General features: G+C 69.9%; 18 protein-coding genes. 10 read left to right on the top strand and 8 right to left on the bottom strand.

All coding sequences use genetic code 11. The annotated features are described in order from the left end of the window. Positions 1 to 121: 121 nt before the first annotated feature. Complete coding sequence (locus J2X64_RS18405; protein WP_310157657.1) at positions 122 to 1,468, top strand: MFS transporter; 1,347 nt, start codon at positions 122 to 124, stop codon at positions 1,466 to 1,468. Between the two features lie 54 nt (positions 1,469 to 1,522). On the opposite strand, the gene J2X64_RS18400 is transcribed toward J2X64_RS18405, so the two are convergent. Next, positions 1,523 to 1,948, bottom strand: a complete 426-nt coding sequence (locus tag J2X64_RS18400; RefSeq protein ID WP_310157655.1) for an SRPBCC domain-containing protein — start codon at positions 1,946 to 1,948, stop codon at positions 1,523 to 1,525. A gap of 317 nt (positions 1,949 to 2,265) precedes the next feature. On the opposite strand from J2X64_RS18400, the gene J2X64_RS18395 reads away from it, so the two are divergent. Together J2X64_RS18395 and J2X64_RS18390 are read left to right on the top strand one after the other, a co-directional pair. Next, complete coding sequence (locus J2X64_RS18395; RefSeq protein ID WP_310157653.1) at positions 2,266 to 2,673, top strand: hypothetical protein; 408 nt, start codon at positions 2,266 to 2,268, stop codon at positions 2,671 to 2,673. An 89-nt stretch (positions 2,674 to 2,762) separates the two neighbouring features. Beyond that, a complete protein-coding gene (locus J2X64_RS18390; protein ID WP_310157651.1) occupies positions 2,763 to 3,353 on the top strand; it encodes a hypothetical protein in 591 nt (196 codons plus the stop codon). Between the two features lie 148 nt (positions 3,354 to 3,501). Here J2X64_RS18390 and J2X64_RS18385 read toward each other — a convergent pair whose 3' ends face one another. Continuing rightward, positions 3,502 to 4,512 (bottom strand): aldo/keto reductase family protein, encoded by a 1,011-nt coding sequence (locus J2X64_RS18385; protein WP_310157649.1) that lies wholly within the window; start codon positions 4,510 to 4,512, stop codon positions 3,502 to 3,504. Positions 4,513 to 4,638: 126 nt separating this feature from the next. Next, positions 4,639 to 4,848: a hypothetical protein gene (locus J2X64_RS18380; protein WP_310157648.1), complete on the bottom strand. Its 210-nt coding sequence runs from the start codon at positions 4,846 to 4,848 to the stop codon at positions 4,639 to 4,641. Positions 4,849 to 5,046: 198 nt separating this feature from the next. On the opposite strand from J2X64_RS18380, the gene J2X64_RS18375 reads away from it, so the two are divergent. Next, positions 5,047 to 6,108, top strand: coding sequence for a hypothetical protein (locus J2X64_RS18375; RefSeq protein ID WP_310157645.1), 1,062 nt, complete (start codon positions 5,047 to 5,049; stop codon positions 6,106 to 6,108). Positions 6,109 to 6,168: 60 nt separating this feature from the next. Here J2X64_RS18375 and J2X64_RS18370 read toward each other — a convergent pair whose 3' ends face one another. The 5 genes from J2X64_RS18370 to J2X64_RS18350 form a co-directional block, all read right to left on the bottom strand. Beyond that, complete coding sequence (locus J2X64_RS18370) at positions 6,169 to 7,659, bottom strand: DUF222 domain-containing protein (RefSeq protein WP_310157642.1); 1,491 nt, start codon at positions 7,657 to 7,659, stop codon at positions 6,169 to 6,171. A 180-nt stretch (positions 7,660 to 7,839) separates the two neighbouring features. Further along, entirely contained in the window at positions 7,840 to 8,817 is a 978-nt protein-coding gene (locus J2X64_RS18365) for a hypothetical protein (RefSeq protein WP_310157640.1), read from the bottom strand. 170 nt (positions 8,818 to 8,987) lie between these two features. Beyond that, entirely contained in the window at positions 8,988 to 9,620 is a 633-nt protein-coding gene (locus J2X64_RS18360; protein ID WP_310157638.1) for an excalibur calcium-binding domain-containing protein, read from the bottom strand. Positions 9,621 to 9,796: 176 nt separating this feature from the next. Further along, entirely contained in the window at positions 9,797 to 11,965 is a 2,169-nt protein-coding gene (locus tag J2X64_RS18355; protein WP_310157635.1) for an MMPL family transporter, read from the bottom strand. Between the two features lie 169 nt (positions 11,966 to 12,134). Beyond that, complete coding sequence (locus tag J2X64_RS18350) at positions 12,135 to 12,416, bottom strand: hypothetical protein (protein WP_310157632.1); 282 nt, start codon at positions 12,414 to 12,416, stop codon at positions 12,135 to 12,137. 183 nt (positions 12,417 to 12,599) lie between these two features. Here J2X64_RS18350 and J2X64_RS18345 point away from each other — a divergent pair, with 183 nt between their 5' ends. The 6 genes from J2X64_RS18345 to J2X64_RS18325 all read left to right on the top strand — a co-directional run. Then, positions 12,600 to 13,562: an NAD(P)-dependent oxidoreductase gene (locus J2X64_RS18345; RefSeq protein WP_310157630.1), complete on the top strand. Its 963-nt coding sequence runs from the start codon at positions 12,600 to 12,602 to the stop codon at positions 13,560 to 13,562. Then, complete coding sequence (locus tag J2X64_RS18340) at positions 13,559 to 14,557, top strand: RNA polymerase sigma-70 factor (RefSeq protein WP_310157628.1); 999 nt, start codon at positions 13,559 to 13,561, stop codon at positions 14,555 to 14,557. Before J2X64_RS18345 ends, J2X64_RS18340 begins: the two co-directional genes overlap by 4 nt. A gap of 301 nt (positions 14,558 to 14,858) precedes the next feature. Beyond that, entirely contained in the window at positions 14,859 to 16,181 is a 1,323-nt protein-coding gene (gene dcm, locus J2X64_RS18335; RefSeq protein ID WP_310157626.1) for a DNA (cytosine-5-)-methyltransferase, read from the top strand. 73 nt (positions 16,182 to 16,254) lie between these two features. Then, on the top strand, positions 16,255 to 17,784 hold the full coding sequence (locus tag J2X64_RS18330; protein WP_310157624.1) for a hypothetical protein: 1,530 nt from the start codon (positions 16,255 to 16,257) through the stop codon (positions 17,782 to 17,784). Continuing rightward, positions 17,781 to 18,248 (top strand): HNH endonuclease, encoded by a 468-nt coding sequence (locus J2X64_RS19185; protein ID WP_397444093.1) that lies wholly within the window; start codon positions 17,781 to 17,783, stop codon positions 18,246 to 18,248. Before J2X64_RS18330 ends, J2X64_RS19185 begins: the two co-directional genes overlap by 4 nt. A 211-nt stretch (positions 18,249 to 18,459) precedes the next feature. After that, on the top strand, positions 18,460 to 18,897 hold a 438-nt coding region (locus tag J2X64_RS18325), incomplete at its 3' end, for a helix-turn-helix domain-containing protein (RefSeq protein ID WP_310157621.1).

Below are 18,897 nucleotides of genomic sequence, written 5' to 3'. Positions count from 1 at the left end.
CACTTATAGAACTGATTCCGTGAAACGATAGCGCTTCTCGTGCCGACGGGGAGGACACTGGACCCTGTTGCTGTCCACCGTACGACTCCACCACCCGACGCTACTCGCCCAGGACGACCCCTTGAGCTCCACCGACGCCGCCTCTGTCCGAATCGCCAGACCCCTTCTCCCGCAACACTTCTCGCGGACCTTCCCCTCCCTCGCAAACCGGAACTTCCGGCTCCTGCTCTCGGGACTGCTCGTCTCGGGCACCGGCGGGTGGATCCAGCGCATCGCGCAGGACTGGCTCGTGCTGACCCTCACCAACAGCCCCACCGCGGTCGGGATCACGACTGCGTGCCAGTTCGTGCCGACGCTGGTCTTCGGCCTGCACGCCGGCCTGCTCGCCGACCGGCTGCCCAAGCGGCTGATCCTCCTCATCACCCAGCTGTCGATGGCGGCGACCGCCGCGGTCCTCGCGCTGCTGGCGCTGAGCGGGCGCGTCCAGGTGTGGCACGTCTTCGTCCTCGCCGGGGTCCTCGGCGTCGTGGCAGCCGTCGACAACCCGACCCGCCAGTCGTTCGTCTCCGAGGTCGTTCCCGGCTCGCAGCTGCCCAACGCGATCAGCCTCGTGTCCTCCACGTTCCAGATCGGCGCCATGGCCGGCCCGGTCATCGGCGGGGTCCTCATGGGCACCGTCGGCGCCGGCTGGGCGTTCGCCGTCAACGCGGTGACGTTCACGGCGCCGATCACGGCGCTGCTGCTCATGCGGGACACGCCCACCCGCGCCGACACCCGGGCGCGGCACCTCGCTGCCGCCGCCGAGGGCGCCGGGCGTCCGGGGGTCCGTGACGGCCTGCGGTATGCCGTGGTGACGCCGACCGTCCTGTGGCCGGTCGTCATGGTGGGGGCGTTCGGGTTCTTCACGATCAGCCTGCCCGTGACGCTCGCGGCGTTCGCCAAGGACGAGTTCCACTCCGGCGCGTCCGGGCTGGGGCTGCTCAACGGTGTCGTGGCACTCGGCGCGCTCGGCGGCGCCCTGACCACCGCGCGGCGCACCCGGCCGCTGCGGCTTCGCACCGTGGGCAAGGCGGGGACGGCGCTGGCGACGGCCCTGCTCGTCGCGGCCCTGGCACCGGGCCAGCTGCTGTTCGCGGTCCTGCTCGTCGCCGTGGGCGCGGCCAACCTCGGCTTCCTCACCTCCGCCCAGTCGCTCGTGCAGCTGGCGGCGACCGACCACCTGCGTGGCCGGGTCGTCGGCGTCTACATGCTGGTGTTCATCGGGAGCGGCGCGGTCGGTGGGCCGGTCGTCGGGTGGCTCGCCGAGGCATACGGCCCCCGGGCAGCGCTGCTCGCCTCGGGTGCGGTGCCCGCGGTGGTGACGGTGCTGGTGTGCCGGCACCTCGCCAGGGCGGCGTCGCTGCGGCTCGGGCTCACGTCGGTGTCGGTGCGGCTCCCCCGCCCGTCGCTCATGCCGCGCAGCCACTGAGCGAGGCGGCCCACGCCGTCGCAGGCGCCGACGAGGCGTGGTGCGGCGGCCCGGTCAGCCGGTCATGCCGTCGGCGAGGCGGCCGAGGGCGTCGACCCAGTGCTTCTGGTCGCCGCGCGGGTCCCCCGCGATGCCACGGCCCTCGTGGTAGAGGTCGACGCGCGTGCCGTCCCCGTCGGGGTGCAGCTGCACGTCGAGCATGCTGAGCGGTCCGTCCTCGTCCGGGTGCCAGGAGACACGGATCTGCTCGAGCGGGTGGTAGCTGCGGACGACGCCGTGGGTGCCGTCGGCAGCGAGCCACGGCTCCCCCTTGTTCCCGAGCCGGGCACCGTCGCCGAGGAGCGCCTCGGTGCCCGCGGGGCTGATGAGGTGCTCCCACACGTGCGCGGGACCGGCGGCCATCGTGGCGGTGGCGTGCACGCCCACCTCCGGCTCGCCGGCCTCGGTGTCGTCGGGCAGCGCGTCGACCTCAGTGCTCATGGGTACCTCCGTGTGCAGCGGCGCCGCCCCGGGTGGGCAGCACCCACCCCCACAGTCGACCGCGCCGACGGGGTCCTTGGCAATGGCCCGGCGGAATCACGTCTGGCGGGCTCGCACAGCCGGGCGCACAGCCGGGCGCACAGCCGGGCCGGCGCTAGCACGCGCCGCCCACAGGTGTCCAGACCGGCTGCGGCTTGGCGCAGGCGGCATGTCCCTGCGGTCGCGCGGAAACCTACGTTCCCCAGCAGGCCCATGGGCTCGCGCACCACGGTCCACGTGGGCGCCGCGACGCGCCGGACGGCGCAGAGGAGAGAAACATGGTCAGGAAGCTGGCTTCGGTCGCAGTCGCTGCGACGATCGCATCGGTGGGTCTCGTGGGGGCGGCCGGGGGCGCGACCGCCTCGGTCATCGACCCCGGCGGCGCCGGCAGTGGCTGCACGGCATACAACGTCTACTCACAGCAGGACGCGAGCACCATCACCGTGAGCTACCGGATGATCTGCGGCAGCAAGCAGTACGGGCTCTCGCTGGAGGGCTACTCGATGCGCAGCGGCTACGACGGCACCCTGTGCGGCAAGTACGTGACCGCAGGGTTCACGAACTACGTGGCGAGCGCCTCGTGCCCGATCTGGGACCCCAGCGGGTCGCAGCGGTTCCAGCACACGGCGTTCGCGCGGGTCAACGGCTCGACCGAGGACGCCCACTCGGACGTGTACTACAGCTGACGGCAGCGCCCGGTCCCGTCGTGGTCGCACGATCACGGCCACGACGGGCCGGCACCGAGAACCGCACTCCCACGAGAGGTCCCTCGCGCATGACCACCACGACCACGACCACCAGCCGGAGGGCGGCAGCGGTGGTGCTGGGCATCGGCGTGCTCCTCGCGTGCGGAGCCTGCCAGGGCGACCTCGGAGGAACCCATGGCGCCCGGGCACGCGGCGTCCCGCGCGGTCTGGCCACGGAGCGCTCCGCCGTCCGGGAACAGCCCGTCGAGGACCGGCTGGCCATCGCCTCGGGGAGCCGGCTCGTCGCAGCGGTCCTCGACTTCACCGGGCGCCACCCCGGGAAGCCACTTCCGACCGCGCTCGTCACACCCGAGTTCGCAGCCGGCCAGGCCAGGGCCTTGGTGGAGGCGCGACAGGAGGGCACCCGCTTCTCCGGCAGCGACCGGCTCGTCGACGCCGTCGCTCCGGTCTCGATCACCTACTCCCCCGAGGGCACCGCGGTGGTGATGTCCGCGTGCCTGGAGAAGCACACCTCGGTCACCCGCGGGGGCACGGAGGTCCGGCGCGGTCCCGACGGCCTCGCGGTGCGACAGGGTCAACGCCTGGCCACCCTGTACGACGTCGCGGTGCACGACGGCGCGGCCCTGCTGACCGGGATGCGGTCCGGGGACCGCTGCTGACGCTCGCCGGTTCCTGCGTCCAGCGCCGGGAGCGAGGGGGTGCCCGGGTATGCCGCGGGGCGGCCGGTTCCACGCGAACCGGCCGCCCCGCGGCATACGAGCTGGTGCGCCGCGCGGCGCCCACACCGGGGCGCCGCGCGATGCAGCCTCAGGCGACGCGCGTCTGGGGCGCGGTCTCCTTGGTCTTGCCCGGGTCGCGCTCGACGATGTCGCCGAGGGCCTCGTCGATCGCCTTCATCTGCGCGTCCTCGAGCTTGACGCCGGCGGCCTTGACGTTCTCCGCGACCTGCTCCGGGCGGGAGGCGCCGACGAGCGCCGCGGCGACGTTCTTGTTCTGCAGCACCCAGGCGACGGCGAGCTGGGCCATGGTGAGGCCGGCCTCGTCGGCGATCGGCTTGAGCTTCTGCACGCGGGTGAGCACGTCGTCGTTCATGAACCGCTTGATCATGTCGGCGCCGCCCTTCTCGTCCGCGGCGCGCGAGCCCTCAGGCGCGGGCTGGCCCGGCTGGTACTTGCCGGTGAGCACGCCCTGCGCGATCGGGCTCCACACGATCTGGCTGATGCCGAGCTCCTCGCAGGTCGGGACGACCTCGCCCTCGATGACCCGCCACAGCATCGAGTACTGCGGCTGGCTCGAGATGAGCTGGATGTTGAGCTCCTTGGCGAGCTTGTGGCCCTCGCGGATCTGGTCGGCGGTCCACTCGCTGACGCCGATGTAGAGCGCCTTGCCCTGGCGGACGACGTCGGCGAACGCCGTCATCGTCTCCTCGAGCGGGGTCTCGGTGTCGTACCGGTGCGCCTGGTACAGGTCGACGTAGTCGGTCTGCAGCCGCTCGAGCGAGCCGTTGATCGACTCCATGATGTGCTTGCGCGACAGGCCGGTGTCGTTCTTCCCGCCGGGACCGGTCGGCCAGTACACCTTGGTGAAGATCTCGAGGCTCTCGCGCCGCTCGCCCTTGAGGGCCTCGCCGAGGACGGTCTCCGCCTTGGTGTTGGCGTAGACGTCGGCGGTGTCGAACGTGCTGATGCCAGCGTCGAGCGCCGCCTGCACACACTTCGTGGCGACGTCGTTCTCGACCTGCGAGCCGTGGGTGAGCCAGTTGCCGTAGGTGATCTCGGAGATCTTGAGACCACTGTTGCCGAGGTATCGGAAGTTCATGGTTCAACCGTATGCCGGGTGTCGCCGGCGCGCTCTGCGGGGCCGGGGCGGTGCCGGCCCGTCGATGCGGTATGCCGTGGATGTCCCGGAACACGCGAGCGGGTCTTGCCGTCGGCCTCCCGGAAGTCAGTCGGGGCTCTGCACCGAGTCGTGCTGGGTCTGCTCCGGGTGCTCGGTGCGCTCGTCCGACTCCTCGAGGATCGCCTCGGCCTGCGCCTGCGGGTCGTCGCTGCCGGCGGCGAGCTCCTCGGGCAGCAGCTCGGCACGCTGACCGACGCGCTCGTCCGCCTCGCCCCCGTCACGGCGCTTCATGGTCTCGTCCTCGGCATCGCTCATGACCCGACCGTACGAGTGCTGGGAGCGGGTCGCAGCCGCACCACGACGCACACGCCGCGAATCGGGACGGGACGGGACCTTCGACCCTGATTCGGGCTCGGGCCCACGGCATACCTTCTGGGCTGCCGGCCGACGAGGGGCGGCCTGGGCGGCCGTTCTCGGTGCCCTGACACGCACCGAATCCTGGAGCGCCTCCGCATGTCCGCTGCCCTGGCCCTGCCCACCCACGCCGCCCTGGCCCTGCCCACCCACGCCGCCCCGGCTCTGCCGACCCACGAGCGCTGGTTCGTCGACTCGGCCCCTGCCGACTGGGGGTTCTTCCTGCGCCCGCTGCCCCTGGTACTCACGGCCGCCGTCCTCGTGGTCACGCTGGTCTGGCGGCGGTTCGCCCTCCGGCTCGACCGGCCCGAGCTGCCTGCGCTGCGCGGACTCGGCCGGCTCGTGCCCTGGGTGCCGCGGCTGCTCGGCATCCACCTCGGCCTGACCCTGCTGGCGCTGGCGGCGTCCGGGTCGTTCGTCACCCCGCCGGTGGACCGCGAACACCTGCCCGCCTCCGGCGCCACGGCGCTGCTGTTGTTCGAGGCGGCGCTCGGCGTGTGGCTCGTGACCGGTTTCCAGCAGCGGGCGGCGGCCTCCCTGACCCTGTCGCTCGGGCCGATCATGGCACTCTTCACCGGCCCGATGGCCCTGCTGGAGTGCGCGAACGTGGCCGCCGTCGCCGCATTCCTCGTCATCGCCCCGGCCGGACCCGACCGCAACGGCGCGACGGTCCTCTCCCCCACCCAGCTCCGGGCGGCGCTGCTGTCGCTGCGTGCCGGGGTGGGCATCGCCCTGATCGCGCTCGCCTTCACCGAGAAGTTCACCAACCCGACGATGGCCCGGGAGACGCTTTCGGACTTCCCCACGCTGAACGTGTTCTCGCTGCTCGGGATCCACGTCCCGACCGACACGTTCATCGTGGTCGCGGGGAGCATCGAGCTGCTGTTCGGGCTGCTCGTCATCTCGGGTGCCCTGCCGCAGGTGGCGGTCCTCGTGGCGATGGTGCCGTTCAACGCCACCCTGCTGTTGTTCGGGCAGACCGAGCTGGTGGGTCACCTGCCCGTGTACGGCGTCTTCCTCGCCCTGCTCGCCTACGGCTCGAACCCCGCGACTGCGGCCGCGGTCCGCTGGCTGCCCCGCCCGACCCAGGTGTCCCGCGTGGCGCAGAACGCGGGCTCGCTGGCCGCAGCCAAGCCTGCCGCAGTTCTCCCTGACGCCTGAGACCAGAGCCGGCGGGCACGACAACCGCCCCGCCGAGCGTTCGACGGGGTCGGGACGGGGTCATGGTCGTTGGGGAGGCCAGTCATCGAGCGGCTGTTGCTCCTCGGCCGGGGCGTCACGCAGCGACCCGACGGACGCGGCGGACTCGAAGGGCTCGACGGGCCGTGGCCGAAGGCTGCCTGCTCGCCGCATCGCCTCGACCTGGTCGTCATACGCGCCGTGCACCAGCTCCCAGTGCACCCGCGGGCCGCCGGGCTCGTCGCGAACGACGGCACCGGCATACCGCTCCCGGTGGACCACCGTGTGGTGGGCTCGACACAGCAGGGCGGCGTTGTCCAGGTCGGTCGGCCCGTGGTCGAGCCAGTGCACCAGGTGGTGCGCGTCGGTCCAGGCGGGAGGCTTGGTACAGCCGGGGAACGTGCACCCACCGTCACGGAGCCAGAGGTGCCGGACCTGACCGGCAGTGAACAGGCGTTCGGACCGACCCTGCTCGAGGACCTCACCCTCCGAGCCCAGTACCGCGGGCACCACGCGCGCGTCACACGCGATCCTGCGCACGGTGTCCGCAGTCAGGTCCTGCCGGTCACGAGTCGTCGCGACGCCGACACCCCGCAGGCGCCCCTCGAGCACCTGCAGCGGCACCGTGACGACCAGCGTGGCCTTCGACGACCGCGGCAGGTCGCCGGGCGCCTCGACAGCCCGCCGCACGAGGTCGAGCAGTGCGTCGGCCCGTCGGCACGCCGGCGTCCGAGGGTCGCGCTCCCCCGTCTCGGGGTCCCGGCTGGGCTTGGCGAGCGCGTCGACGGCCGCATCCACCACGGCGGCTCCCTCGGCGTCGAGCAGCAGGGTGTACCGGGACAAACCCACCGGACCGGCGCTCTTGACCAGTGACCGGTGCGCCCGCGCCACGTCTGCGTCGCGCTCGACGAACCGGTCCGGCCGCAGCAGGTCACCGGTGCGGCGGACCGCGATGGCCAGGTCCTTCTCGCTCATGCCGCGAGGGCCGCGGGCCGCGTCGAGCAGCGTGGCGGTGACCGCCTCGAGCGGGGCGGCCTCGGCCATCCCCCGAACCGAACGGTGGAACCGCACGATCTGCGCAGCCTTGCCCACCGGCAGGTAGCCGGCCGACGACCGCTCCTCGCTGGTCCCGTCCAGCGCGGGCGTGGCCTCGACCGCCTCGGACACCGCCTCGACGACCTGCTCGAGCCGGAGCTCCCCCACCGCACCGGCGACGGCGTCCGCGTCGGACAGCCTGCGCGCAGGCAGCTGTGGCGCTTGGGCGCGGGCCCAGTCCAGCGGACCCCAGCCGTCGCCGGAACCGAGGCTGCGCTGCTTGGCCTCGGCCAGCAGCGTCACCAGGAGCGCGTCGACACTGGCGGACAGCCGGCCCACGAGCGCCAGCGCCTCGCCCATTTCCCCGTCGGCCAGCGCCCACGAACGCCCGGGCTCGGACCGGCTCAGCACCTCCAGAGCTGACGCCACGGCACCCAGCACCGGTCGCCCCGCGGGAAGTCCTCCCGCGTCGGCCCAGTCCTGCGGAGCGATCGCCATGAGAAGACCCTACGACCGACCACTGACAACGCTTCGACGACCGGAAAGCGTTGCGGGGCAATGAGTTCACGACAGGTTCGACCCCATAGCCAGGGGCAACGCGCAGTGTGCGAAGCACGGCGCGGTTCCTGACCGGGCAGTGAGGTGAGGTATGCCGCGGGGCCGGCCCCGCGGCATACCTCACCGGCGAGCGCCCCCGTTAGCCCCCATGTGCTCGACGTCCACCCGCGCGACGAGGGCCGCGAGGTCCGGCTCGGAGTCGAGGGCGATGGGCGCGAGTGCCTTGGTGGCGCCCTTGGCGTTGTAGACGAGCTCATCGTTCGCATCGACCAGCACCGTCGCAGCGTCGGTGTCCGACCACCGCACCCCGGCCAGCGCCGTCCGCGAGAGGTGGCACCCGACGAGCGCCTCGACGACCGGTGCGCCGTACGCGTCGCGGCGCGGGACACGGATCGCCACGCATCGCGCACCCACCAGGCGGGGCGCGACCGCGAACGCCTCCTTGGCGGTCACCAGGAGGTAGCCCGCCACCATGGTGCGGTACAGCGCAGCCTGGTCGGTCTTGGTCATCCGCTTGAGCGACAGGTTGCCCGCCTGCGTGGTGGTCGGGTACCGGTCCGGGATGACGTCGACATCCGGGACCAGGACGACGATGCTCGCCACCCCGTCGTGGCACCCCACCACCCCTGCCGGTGCGTCGTTGTCCTCGAACGCCTCCGTGAGCACCTCGACCACGCAGGTCGGGTCGTTGTCGAGCAGCTGCTGCCACCGCGCGTCCAGCTCGCCCTGCTGCACGGTGCGCAGCTGCTCGCGGCGGACCTTCTCCTCCGCGACCTCGCGATCCGTGGCGGCGTCGGCAGCGAGCTTCGCCTGTGAGCGGGCCGCAAGGTCCCACCACGGGACGCCCGCCCTGGCGGCCTTGCGGTGACGTCGACGTGCGGCCGACGGGTCGACCGGTTCCGCAGGCGGCGCAACAGGTCTGCTCGACTGCGGGAAGGTCTGGCGATGGAGTCCCTGGACCTCTGCGATCGCACGGGTCAGCTCCTCGGCCAGCCCTGCCTTCGCCTCCGCGAGCGAGCGACCTGCCGTCGCGGCAGATGCGCGTGGTGCGTTGCGCCGGGCGCTGCCCAGGGACTGGTAGAAGCCGATGGGCCCCACGCCGGTGGATATCCCCGGGCGCCCACCGCCGACGTGCAGTCGCGCCCCACGAGGACCGATGCTCGTGCGAATCCCCCGGCTCGAGGCGCGCACGCGGACGCCCGGGGCGAGACGGACCGAGAAGCCCACTCCTCAGCCTCGCCCGTCTCCAGGGCGACGCGACAGCACCGTCACTCGCACGCCACCCCGTCGCCGTCGCGGTCGAGGTGCGAGTCGTACCCGGGGTCTCCCACGTACAGCGGCGTGACGCCGGCGGCGCGAGCAGCGGTGCAGTTGGCGTAGTAGACCGAGCCGCCTCCCCCACCGGACAGGGCCAGCGGCGTCCCTGAGGTCACGGTCGTCGTGGACCGGACGGTCTTGACCGCCTTGACCGTCTTGACCGAGGTCACCGTCGCCGTCACCGTGCTGGCCGGAAGCGTCTCCGTGGTCGTGACCGCCGGTGCCGTGACTGTGGACGTGACGGTCGAGGCGGCATCACGCGCGCTCGAGCTCAGGCTGGCCGCGCGAGCATCGACCGTCTCGGTGTTGTTGCCGGAGGCGCCGATGCCGATACCCAGCAGCAAGGCGACGAACGCGGCGGCCGACCCGACCAGCCACGACCCCTTGACCTTGGTGACCCTCCCGACCTTGCCGGCCTCGGCACCGAACAGACCCGCCGGCGCGGGGATCGGCACTCCGTAGTCGTTGACCCAGAACCGCCAGCCCAGCGGCGGGGTCGGCCACGAGGGCTCGGGCTTCCACCCCGGGTCGGGGATCCAGTTCTCGGGCGCGGGCGGCCAGTTGGGCGGGGTCTGGAATCGCATGCGGGCTCACTCAGGCGTCGTGGCAGGCACTCGTGGTTTGAATGCGCAACCATCGTTGCTTCCGTCACCGGCGCGCCGCAGCCCTTTTGCGCAGAAATGGTCCGAAAGGCGGAGGTGAGGTATGCCGCGGGGCGGGCCCCGCGGCATACCTCACCGTCCGTCGACGCGCGCCGGGCTCAGCGCGCCGGCTGCGGCACCCCCTCCGGTGCCACAACGCCCGTGCCGCTCGCCCCGCCCTCGTCCGGCAGCGGCGCGGCATCGAGCTCGCGGTCGCGTCGGGCGAGGTTGCTCGGCCACCACATCCGGCCGCGCAGGTCGAGGTTGAGCGCCGTCACCAGCACCGACCGGACCACCAGCGTGTCGAGCAGGACACCCAGCGCGACCGCGATCCCGATCTCCGCGAACGTGACCACCGGCAGCGTCCCGAGCACCGCGAACGTCCCCGCCAGCACCAGCCCCGCCGACGTGATCACGCCACCCGTCGCCGCGAGGCCGACCAGCGCACCGCGGCGCGTGCCGATCTCCTTCGACTCCTCGTGGACGCGGGTCATGAGGAAGATGTTGTAGTCGATGCCGAGCGCGACGAGGAACACGAAGACGAACAGCGGCAGCGAGGAGTCCGCCCCGGCGAACCCCAGCACGTGCCGGAAGATCAACGAGGACAACCCCATTGCCGCGCCGTAGGACAGCACCACGGTCCCGATCAACACCAGTGGCGCGGTGACCGCGCGCAGCAGCAGCACGAGGATCAGCAGCACGACGCCGAGGATCAGCGGGATGATCCGCACGTTGTCGTCGGCCGCGGCCCGCAGCGTGTCTGCGCGCGTCGCGGTGTCGCCACCGGCGATCGCGTCAGCCCCCGGCACGGCAGCGATGGCAGCCCGCACGCGGTCGACCGTCTTGGTGGCCGCGTCCGAGTCCGGCGCGTCGGTGAGCGTCGCCTGGATCAGCGAGCGCCCTCCCTTGGTGACGGGGTCGGTCACGGTCGAGACGCCCTGGACGCCCTCGAGCGTGGACTCGACCGCACCAGCCTGCGCAGCGTTGGCGAGCACCATCACGGGCGACCCAGCGCCGGCCGGGAAGTGCCGGGCGAGGGTCTGCTCCCCCACCACCGACTCGGGCTTGCCGTAGTAGGAGTCGGCGTTCTTCAGGCCGACCGCGTTGAGCTGCAGAACGCCGATCGAGGCGACCGCGAGCAGCACCGACGTGACGACCCAGGTGCGCCGCGGGGCGCGGGCGATACGGCGACCCACACGCGCCCAGACGCCGTCGCGGGTGGCGTCGACCGAGCCGTACGCCGGGCGCACCGGCCAGAAGATCCAGCGGCCGCACACCACGAGCAGCGCCGGCAGCAGCGTCAGCATCACGAGCAGCCCGACCCCGACGCCGATGGCCGCGACGGGTCCGAGACCCTTGGTGGAGTTCATCGTGGCGAACAGCAGGCACAGCATGCCGGCGATGACCGTGGCGCCCGAGGCGAGGATCGCGGGCCCGGCGCGGTGCAGGGCGAACGCCATCGCCTCGTGCCGGTCCTCGTGACGTCGCAGCTCCTCGCGATATCGGGCGACGAGCAGCAGGGCGTAGTCGGTCCCCGCCCCGAACACGATGACCGTGAGGATGCCCGAGCTCTGCGCGTTGACGGTGAGCGTGTCGCCCTTGGCCAGGAAGTAGATGACCGCCTGCGCGACGAACAGCGCGGTGCCCGCCGACACGACCGGGATGAGCCACAGCACCGGGCTGCGGTACGTCAGCAGCAGGATCACGATGACGACCGCCATGGCCGAGTAGAGCAGCTTGCCGTCGATGCCGGAGAACGCTGCGGACGAGTCGGCGGCATACCCGACTGGTCCGGTCACCTGCATCGACAGCCCGGCCGGGCGGTCCTTCGCGATCGCACGCAGGTCGTCCACCGTGGCCCCCAACGAGTCCCACCCGGCGTTACCGGCGTCGACCGGGACGATCACCTGCAGCGCCTTGCCGTCCTTGGCGGGGATCGGCCCGACACTGTCCTTCTTCACGGGCTCCAGCGCGTTGAACCGCTGCACCTGCGCGGCGACCGCCCGCAGGTCGGCCTGTGTCACGCCGGCCGGGCGCTCGTAGACGATGACCGCCGGGAACTCGTTCTTGCTCTGGAACGCCTCGATCTGCTTCACGACCTGTGTCGACTGGGCGTCCTTCGGCAACCACGCGACGGCCTCGTTGTTGAGGACGCCCTGCAGCTTCCCGGCGGGGCTGAACGCGGCCGCCAGCACCAGCAGCCAGAACCCCACGACGAACCACTTCGTCACCTTCGAGGACGGGAACCAGGCCAGCCGCCCGACGTCGCCGATCCGTGTCTCACTCATGCCTCTGCCTCTCACCGTGGTCGGGCCTGCGCACCCTGCACGGCGCCCCTTCGCCTCGACGGTAGATCGCCGTTGTCGCGTCGGGACAGAGGTTTTCGGGGATGTCCGGGGACGTTCAGGGACCGTTCAGGGACGACCCTGACCGCTATGTCCGCCAGCACGGCATACGTCAGGGAAGCAGGCGCGGGTGCCGCGTGTGGCCGCGGCGCATCTCCAGCAGGCGCCGCCCGAACCGCACCACGGTCCAGCACCACCACACGTCGATCTCGGTGGTGACCTGCTCGGTGCGCCACTCGTAGTAGCTGCAGAGCTCCTCGAGCTCGGCCTCGTTGAGGGCCATGCACTCCTCGACGAAGGCGCCGCGACGCCCGCTCGTGGGGTCCACGAACGGCGGGCCGACCCAGGTCACCCAGGTCCCCTGCGCGTCGATGCGCTCCTGCACCCCACCCATGACGGAATGGTGGTCCTCGAGGGCGCGGAACGCCTCCGTCACCCGATGGATGCCGGGTGCGCCGTATGCCGCAGACGTGGACTTCCCGAGGTCCCGCGACCTTCTCGGGCGGCTGGTGTCACAGGACGTCGGGCTGTCTCGTCTGGATGGGGTGTAGGACGGAAACGGACGAAGGAGAAGGCGATGAAGGTGTTCGTGGCAGGCGCGACCGGCGCGATGGGGCGGCAGCTGGTGCCGCGGCTGGTGCAGGCCGGGCACGAGGTGCACGCGATGACGCGCAGCGAGTCCAAGCAGGCGATGCTGCGCGAGATGGGCGCGGTGCCCGTGGTGGCCGACGCGCTCTCCGCGGAGCAGGTCGCGGCCGCGGTGGCGACGGCGCGGCCCGACGTGATCGTGCACCAGCTGACCGCGATCGGGCCGATGGACTTCCGGCACTTCGACCGAGGGTTCGCGCAGACCAACCGGCTGCGGACCGAGGGCACCGACCACCTGCTGTCGGCCGGGCAGGCGGTGGGGGTCAAGCGGTTCGTGGCGCAGAGCTTCTTCGCCGGTTACGACCGCACGGGCTCGATGGTGAAGACGGAGGACGACTCGTTCGGCGCGACTCCCCCACCCGGGATGTCGGAGACGGTCGGGGCGATCAAGCACGTCGAGTCGGCCGTCGCGGCGGCCACGTGGACGGACGGCCTCGTGCTCCGTTATGGCGGTTTCTACGGCCCGCACACCTCGCTCGGGGTGGGCGGCGAGCAGACGCTGGCCGTGCAGCAGCGCAAGATGCCGCTGGTCGGCGACGGCGCGGGCGTGTGGTCGTTCATCCACATCGCCGACGCTGCCGAGGCGACCCTCGCGGCCGTCGAGCGCGGCGCCCCGGGCGTCTACAACGTCGTCGACGACGAGCCGGCGGCGGTGGGCACGTGGCTGCCGTACCTGGCCGAGGTGCTCGGCGCGAAGAAGCCGATGCGCGTGCCGGTCTGGCTGGCGCGGCTGGTCGCGGGCGAGACTGGGGTCGTGATGATGACCGAGCTGCGCGGCGCCTCCAACGCCAAGGCGAAAGCCGGGCTCGGCTGGGCACCGGCGCACGCGACCTGGCGTGAGGGCTTCCGCGAGCTGGTGGCTCGCGAGGCGGCCCGGGCGGGCGCCGCGTGACCGAAAAGCGTGCCGCTGGTGCCGGTCCGGAGGGACCGGCGCCCGACGCTGGCGTCCACGAGTCGGCCGGCCACGAGGCGCTGCTCGGGGAGCTGCGACCGGTGGCGTTCGGCATCGCGTACCGGATGCTCGGGAGCGTGACCGAGGCCGAGGACGTCGTGCAGGAGGCGCTGCTGCGGGTGCACCGGTCGCTGGAGTCGGGTGAGCAGATCGCGTCGCCGCGAGCGTTCACCGCGACGGTGACGACCCGCCTGGCGATGGACGAGCTGCGGTCGGCGCGGGTGCGCCGCGAGCGGTACGTCGGCGAGTGGCTGCCGGAGCCCGTCATCACCGACGGCCGTGACGACCCGGCCGAGCAGGCGGTGACGGCCGACTCCCTGTCGCTGGCGCTGCTGGTCGTGCTCGAGAGCCTCTCCCCCGAGCAGCGGGCGGTGCTGCTGCTGCACGACGTGTTCGGCTACGGGTACGGCGAGATCACCGACATCGTCGGCAAGACCGAGGCGAACGTGCGCCAGCTCGCCGTCCGCGCCCGCCGCCACGTCGAGGAGCGGCGGCCGCGGTTCACCACGACGACCGAGCAGCGCGACGAGCTGGCTCAACGCTTCTTCGCCGCCGCGCGGGCCGGTGACCTGGCCGGGCTCGAGTCGCTGCTCGCCCACGACGTCGTGCTCGTCGGCGACGGTGGCGGCAAGGCGCCCTCGCTGGCGCGGTCCCAGCAGGGCCGGTCGCGGGTCGCCCACACCCTCACCAACTGGCTGCGCGCGCTGGGTCGCCTGCCCGACATCGAGATCCGCCCGACCGAGGTCAATGGCGACGCCGGCGCCCTCTTCCTCGTCGGCGGGCGGCTGTATGCCGTGTGGGCACTCGAGGTGGTCGACGGCCAGGTCGCGGCGGTGCGGGCGGTCGTGAACCCCGACAAGCTCGCCCACCTCGGCCCGGTCGGCGACGCGAACGCCTTGATTCGCCAGCTCGGCGGCGTCCGCCCCGGCGACTGACCTCTCCCGCCCTGAGCCGGCCCGTCACGGACCGGGGCGCCGTCTTAAGACTAGGGAGCGCTTACATCCAACTGCTAGCGAGGTCCGAGCGTGTACGAGCCGACGGGGGTCGAGTTCGCAGATCGTGTCGCGACGCCAGTTCGTCGTCAGGACGGCCGCACCGAGCCGGAACCCACCCACGGAGGAACCGAATTGGCCGCCGGGGCAACTTCGGTGTCCTTACGGCGTGGTGATCGTGCACTTCGGGCGCTTGGGCAGATAAGTTCGCCAGGTGTCGGCAGTCAACGATAGTATCGAACATATGTTCGAGTTCGTAGATCTCTTCGCGGGAGTCGGCGGCTTTCATGCTGCGCTGAAGCGACTCGGCGGCACCGGTGTTCAGGCCGCTGAGATCGACAGGCACGCATCTGCTGTGTATCAGGCAAACTGGGGACTTGCTCCAGTGCGCGATGTTCGAACTCTTGCAGCCGATCCCGCAGCCCTCGTTCCGGAACATGACGTCCTGGTCGGCGGGTTTCCGTGCCAACCGTTCAGCAAGTCAGGCCGACAACTTGGCATGGCGGAGGAGCGAGGGACGTTGGTGCACGACATCGTGGCGATCCTTGCCGCACGGCGTCCTCCGGTCATCATGCTGGAGAACGTTCGCAATATCGCCGGCCCGCGCCAACGCGTGGTGTGGGAGGCCGTCCGCTCGATGCTTCGGGAGACTGGCTACCTCATAGCGGACGAGCCTCTAATCTTCTCGCCGCATCTGCTCCCCCCGGAACTGGGCGGCGCTCCGCAGGTACGGGAGCGCGCATACATTCTCGGTGTCTACGTTGGCCGGGCACATGCGATGCGCGAGACGAACATAGAACACGTCCTTCGTAACGAGCCTTACGGAGGCTGGGACCCTCAGAACTGGTCGCTTGAAGACCATGTACTGCTGCCAGAGCAGCGCGGTGACGGCCACCGGGCCACGAGGCTCGACGCGTCCGAGGAGTCGTGGATCAATACATGGAACGGGTTCCTCGCCCACATCGGGGCGGAGGCGAAGTTGCCGGGCTTCCCGCTGTGGGAGTTCGAGTGGAAAGCTCGGCGATCGACGCTTGCGGGATTACCCGACTGGAAAGCCGACTTCGTCCGTAAGAACCACGACTTCTACGTAGAGCATCGGCCACAGATTGATGCATGGCGTCGGCAGTTCCCCCAGGTATCGCGCTTTCCGACAAGCCGACGGAAGTTCGAGTGGCAGGCGCAGAACTCGGATCGAGACCTCTGGAAACTCTTGATTCAGTTCCGGCCATCGGGCATTCGAGTGAAGCGACCCACGTACGCTCCTGCACTTGTGGCTATGGCGCAGACACCAATCTTCGGTCCGAGACGGCGGCGCTTGACGCCTGAGGAGACGGCTCGACTGCAGGGTTTCGACCCTGCGTCGTTCACGTTCGCCGGCCAGCGTCCGCTATTGAGCTACAAGCAGATGGGCAACGCCGTGAACGTGGGCACCGCCCAGTTCGTCTTCGCAAAGTATGTCGAGCGAAACGAGGCCCACATCCGGCGTGCGGGGCCGGGCGGCGAGCGAGTTGTGCGAGCGGTCGAGTCGCATTGGGCGCCTCGCGGGTTGGCGGCACCGTCGTCATGACATTGCATGCGCTGACCGCGGTTGCGATCGTGTCGTAGTGTCCCTGTTTGATGTGCGCCGCTAGGGTGCTTCCATGCCAGTAATCAAGGCGCTCAGAACGGTGCTGAGCGATGGGACGAAGAGTTACCCGATCTACCTCGGCTACCTCGCCGCAAGTGACTTGCGGCAGATCGCATCGGTGCCCAGTTTCGGGCTATCCAGTTCGAACGCAAGCATCGCTCGAAACGTACTAAACCCGCCGGTCAAGGACTGGCAGCGCCCGCTGATCGAGGCGAAGTGGCAAGCGATTCGAGATCGGTTCAGCTTGCCAGGCGAGCTAATGCCGAACCCGGTGCTGCTCGCGGTAGCCAACGCGAGCGCTGTGACCGTGACACAGCAGAATATCCAGGGGCAAATGACAGAGATCTTCGAGATTGACGTTCAGGTTCCTCCGGCTGGCCAAGATGCTCCGCTTTGGGTTCTGGATGGACAGCACCGGGTGCGCGGTGTCTCCGAGTCGGCCCATAGTTCGAACTCTGTCCCGCTCGTGCTTCTGCACGGGACCGCCACGGCCGCGTACAGCCCTCAGCAGTTCGCAAAGGTGTTCGCTGAGGTGACGACCTACGCCACTCCATTGAATCCCATCCACGAGGATTGGTTGCGCTTCGCATTCAAACTGGGCCCGTATGAACCCGCATCTGCTGGGACTGACACGTCAACGTGGAAGGCCATGGCCACGGTTGCAGAACTCTGCGAACGACAGAACGTGGGGCAAACCATGGATGCCAATCCGTTCCACGACCGGATCCTCTTCAATCCTGAGCTCAGCCAAACTCAGGCATCAGTCGGAGGCTTCTCGTATACGGCGGTTACACTGCGTGAACTCGTGCAGCAGCACTACTACGATCGACCGAGTAGTTCCCTGGCACCTGGCGCCCTAGCCGAGCAGATCGCACTCGCCCTTCTGGCATTGACTAGGAACGACCCGACGACAACGGCTGACAGCGCGTTCTTTGGGGACACGAATCATCGCCAGAGATACCTTCAGGACGGGTTCGTTGTGGGCGTCCTCAACTACCTTCGAAAGAAAGGTGTTCCAGTTTCGTGGGATGCCGTATTGCAGGCGTTGAAGTTCAATACTGCTAGTTGGGACGTGACGCCTTGGGTGGTCACCACGGGGGGAAACTCAGGTAACGCCAGCAGATTGGTCTCCAACGCTGTATTCGAGAACGTTTTCGGTGTCGGGGCCCTCCCGCCGGGCGTCGGAGACTTGCCAACCTTCCTGAGTGGAGACACCGCCCAGGTGACGTTCCGTGTGTCAGCCCTCACCGCGTCCGGCAGGCCAAGCCGGACGTCCTTCAACGACACCACGTACCCAATCAATGGTAATAAGGCGCTAAACGTGGGTTCGAGTCGGCACGTCAAACTTGTCGATGAGTCGATCAATATCGGGAAGCTCAGCGTGATCGACCAGAGCCAGCCGCTTAGTTCCGAATACAGTGCTGCGAAGTTGCGCCGAGGCATTCACCTGCCCGCCGGAGGTGGGACATTGCGACTCCTCCTCGGCGCGGAGTACTTCGGCGGGACACGGAGCGAACTCAAGTTGACCCTCAGTTGGACATGACGCCGGCGGAAGCTGCGCGTCGAATTGAGAGCGCGCACCAGTACTTTCAATTTCTTATGGATTCGACGAGCGTTGCGTGGACTGACCTTGAGGTTCGGTACCGAGCAGGCGAGATGACGCTGCAGCAGGCTGCAACTCTCGTTCACCCTCGGTGGCTTCCGGATGGGCTTGTCACGCCCGACCGGGCCACACGAGCGTTCGGCGGCCAGATACCCAACTACGAGAGCTGCCAGTCGGACGAATTGTGGGGCTATAACTGCGCGTTTGAGCGACAACTTGAGACTGATCACTTGTTCCCATGGTCGCTGGGCGGTCCGACACATCCCGAAAACGCCGTATATCTGTGTGCAAATCACAACCGTGCGAAGGGACACGATGTTCACCTAGTGCCATGGACCGAGGCATCCATGAACTGGCTGGCGCGAGAAATCGAGGAAGTCGCCCGTCTACGACGCGCCTACTAGGCCCTCGCGACGGGCCCGTCCGTCTCTCGGAAGTATATGCGGAGCGTATTGCCTCGACCGCAGTTAATGCTGCGAGCCCAGCCGCTAGATGTACTGACCGGGCACGTTGGTTGAGGGAGTGTGATTCCTCGATCTGAGGGGATGACGTAGGAGGGCCTCCCGCGGTGGAGTGGAACTGCTGAAGGTTCACTTCGCCAAACAGGAGGCCCTCGTGTCCCACGCTAACGCTGCGTTGACTCCTCGTGCCCGGCTGCGGGTGGCTCGGCTGGTCGTGGACCAGCAGGTCCCGATCGCCGAGGTCGCCGCCCGGTTCCAGTGCTCGTGGCCCACGGTGAAGCGGTGGGCGGACCGGTACGCCGCGGGTGAGCCGATGACGGACCGGTCCAGTCGCCCGCACCGGATGCCGGCCAAGACCTGCCCGGCAACGATTCGCCGGATCGTGGCGTTGCGGCTGCGTCAGCGCCTGGGCCCGGTCCAGCTGGCCGCGTTGACCGGGGTCGCGCCCTCGACCGCGCACCAGGTGCTGGTCCGGTGCCGGCTGAACCGGCTCTCGCACGTGGACCGGGCCACCGGTGAACCCGTGCGCCGGTACGAGCACGACCATCCCGGTGCGTTGCTACACGTGGACGTCAAGAAGCTCGGCAACATC

It is taken from the genome of Phycicoccus sp. 3266, assembly GCF_031456495.1.
Classification (GTDB): Bacteria; Actinomycetota; Actinomycetes; order Actinomycetales; family Dermatophilaceae; genus Pedococcus.
The sequence above is the reverse complement of the archived record's forward strand: the minus strand, read 5'-3'. Positions and strand labels throughout refer to the sequence as shown.

Bases quoted from the DNA above. Each gene is read 5' to 3' on its own strand.
- J2X64_RS18395 (WP_310157653.1), top strand. From the start codon at position 2,266: ATGGTCAGGAAGCTGGCTTCGGTCGCAGTCGCTGCGACGATCGCATCG.
- J2X64_RS18355 (WP_310157635.1), bottom strand. From the start codon at position 11,965: ATGAGTGAGACACGGATCGGCGACGTCGGGCGGCTGGCCTGGTTCCCG.
- J2X64_RS18330 (WP_310157624.1), top strand. From the start codon at position 16,255: ATGCCAGTAATCAAGGCGCTCAGAACGGTGCTGAGCGATGGGACGAAG.
- J2X64_RS18380 (WP_310157648.1), bottom strand. From the start codon at position 4,848: ATGAGCGATGCCGAGGACGAGACCATGAAGCGCCGTGACGGGGGCGAG.
- J2X64_RS18360 (WP_310157638.1), bottom strand. From the start codon at position 9,620: ATGCGATTCCAGACCCCGCCCAACTGGCCGCCCGCGCCCGAGAACTGG.
- J2X64_RS18390 (WP_310157651.1), top strand. From the start codon at position 2,763: ATGACCACCACGACCACGACCACCAGCCGGAGGGCGGCAGCGGTGGTG.
- dcm (WP_310157626.1), top strand. From the start codon at position 14,859: ATGTTCGAGTTCGTAGATCTCTTCGCGGGAGTCGGCGGCTTTCATGCT.
- J2X64_RS19185 (WP_397444093.1), top strand. From the start codon at position 17,781: ATGACGCCGGCGGAAGCTGCGCGTCGAATTGAGAGCGCGCACCAGTAC.
- J2X64_RS18370 (WP_310157642.1), bottom strand. From the start codon at position 7,659: ATGGCGATCGCTCCGCAGGACTGGGCCGACGCGGGAGGACTTCCCGCG.
- J2X64_RS18375 (WP_310157645.1), top strand. From the start codon at position 5,047: ATGTCCGCTGCCCTGGCCCTGCCCACCCACGCCGCCCTGGCCCTGCCC.
- J2X64_RS18345 (WP_310157630.1), top strand. From the start codon at position 12,600: ATGAAGGTGTTCGTGGCAGGCGCGACCGGCGCGATGGGGCGGCAGCTG.
- J2X64_RS18385 (WP_310157649.1), bottom strand. From the start codon at position 4,512: ATGAACTTCCGATACCTCGGCAACAGTGGTCTCAAGATCTCCGAGATC.
- J2X64_RS18350 (WP_310157632.1), bottom strand. From the start codon at position 12,416: ATGGGTGGGGTGCAGGAGCGCATCGACGCGCAGGGGACCTGGGTGACC.
- J2X64_RS18400 (WP_310157655.1), bottom strand. From the start codon at position 1,948: ATGAGCACTGAGGTCGACGCGCTGCCCGACGACACCGAGGCCGGCGAG.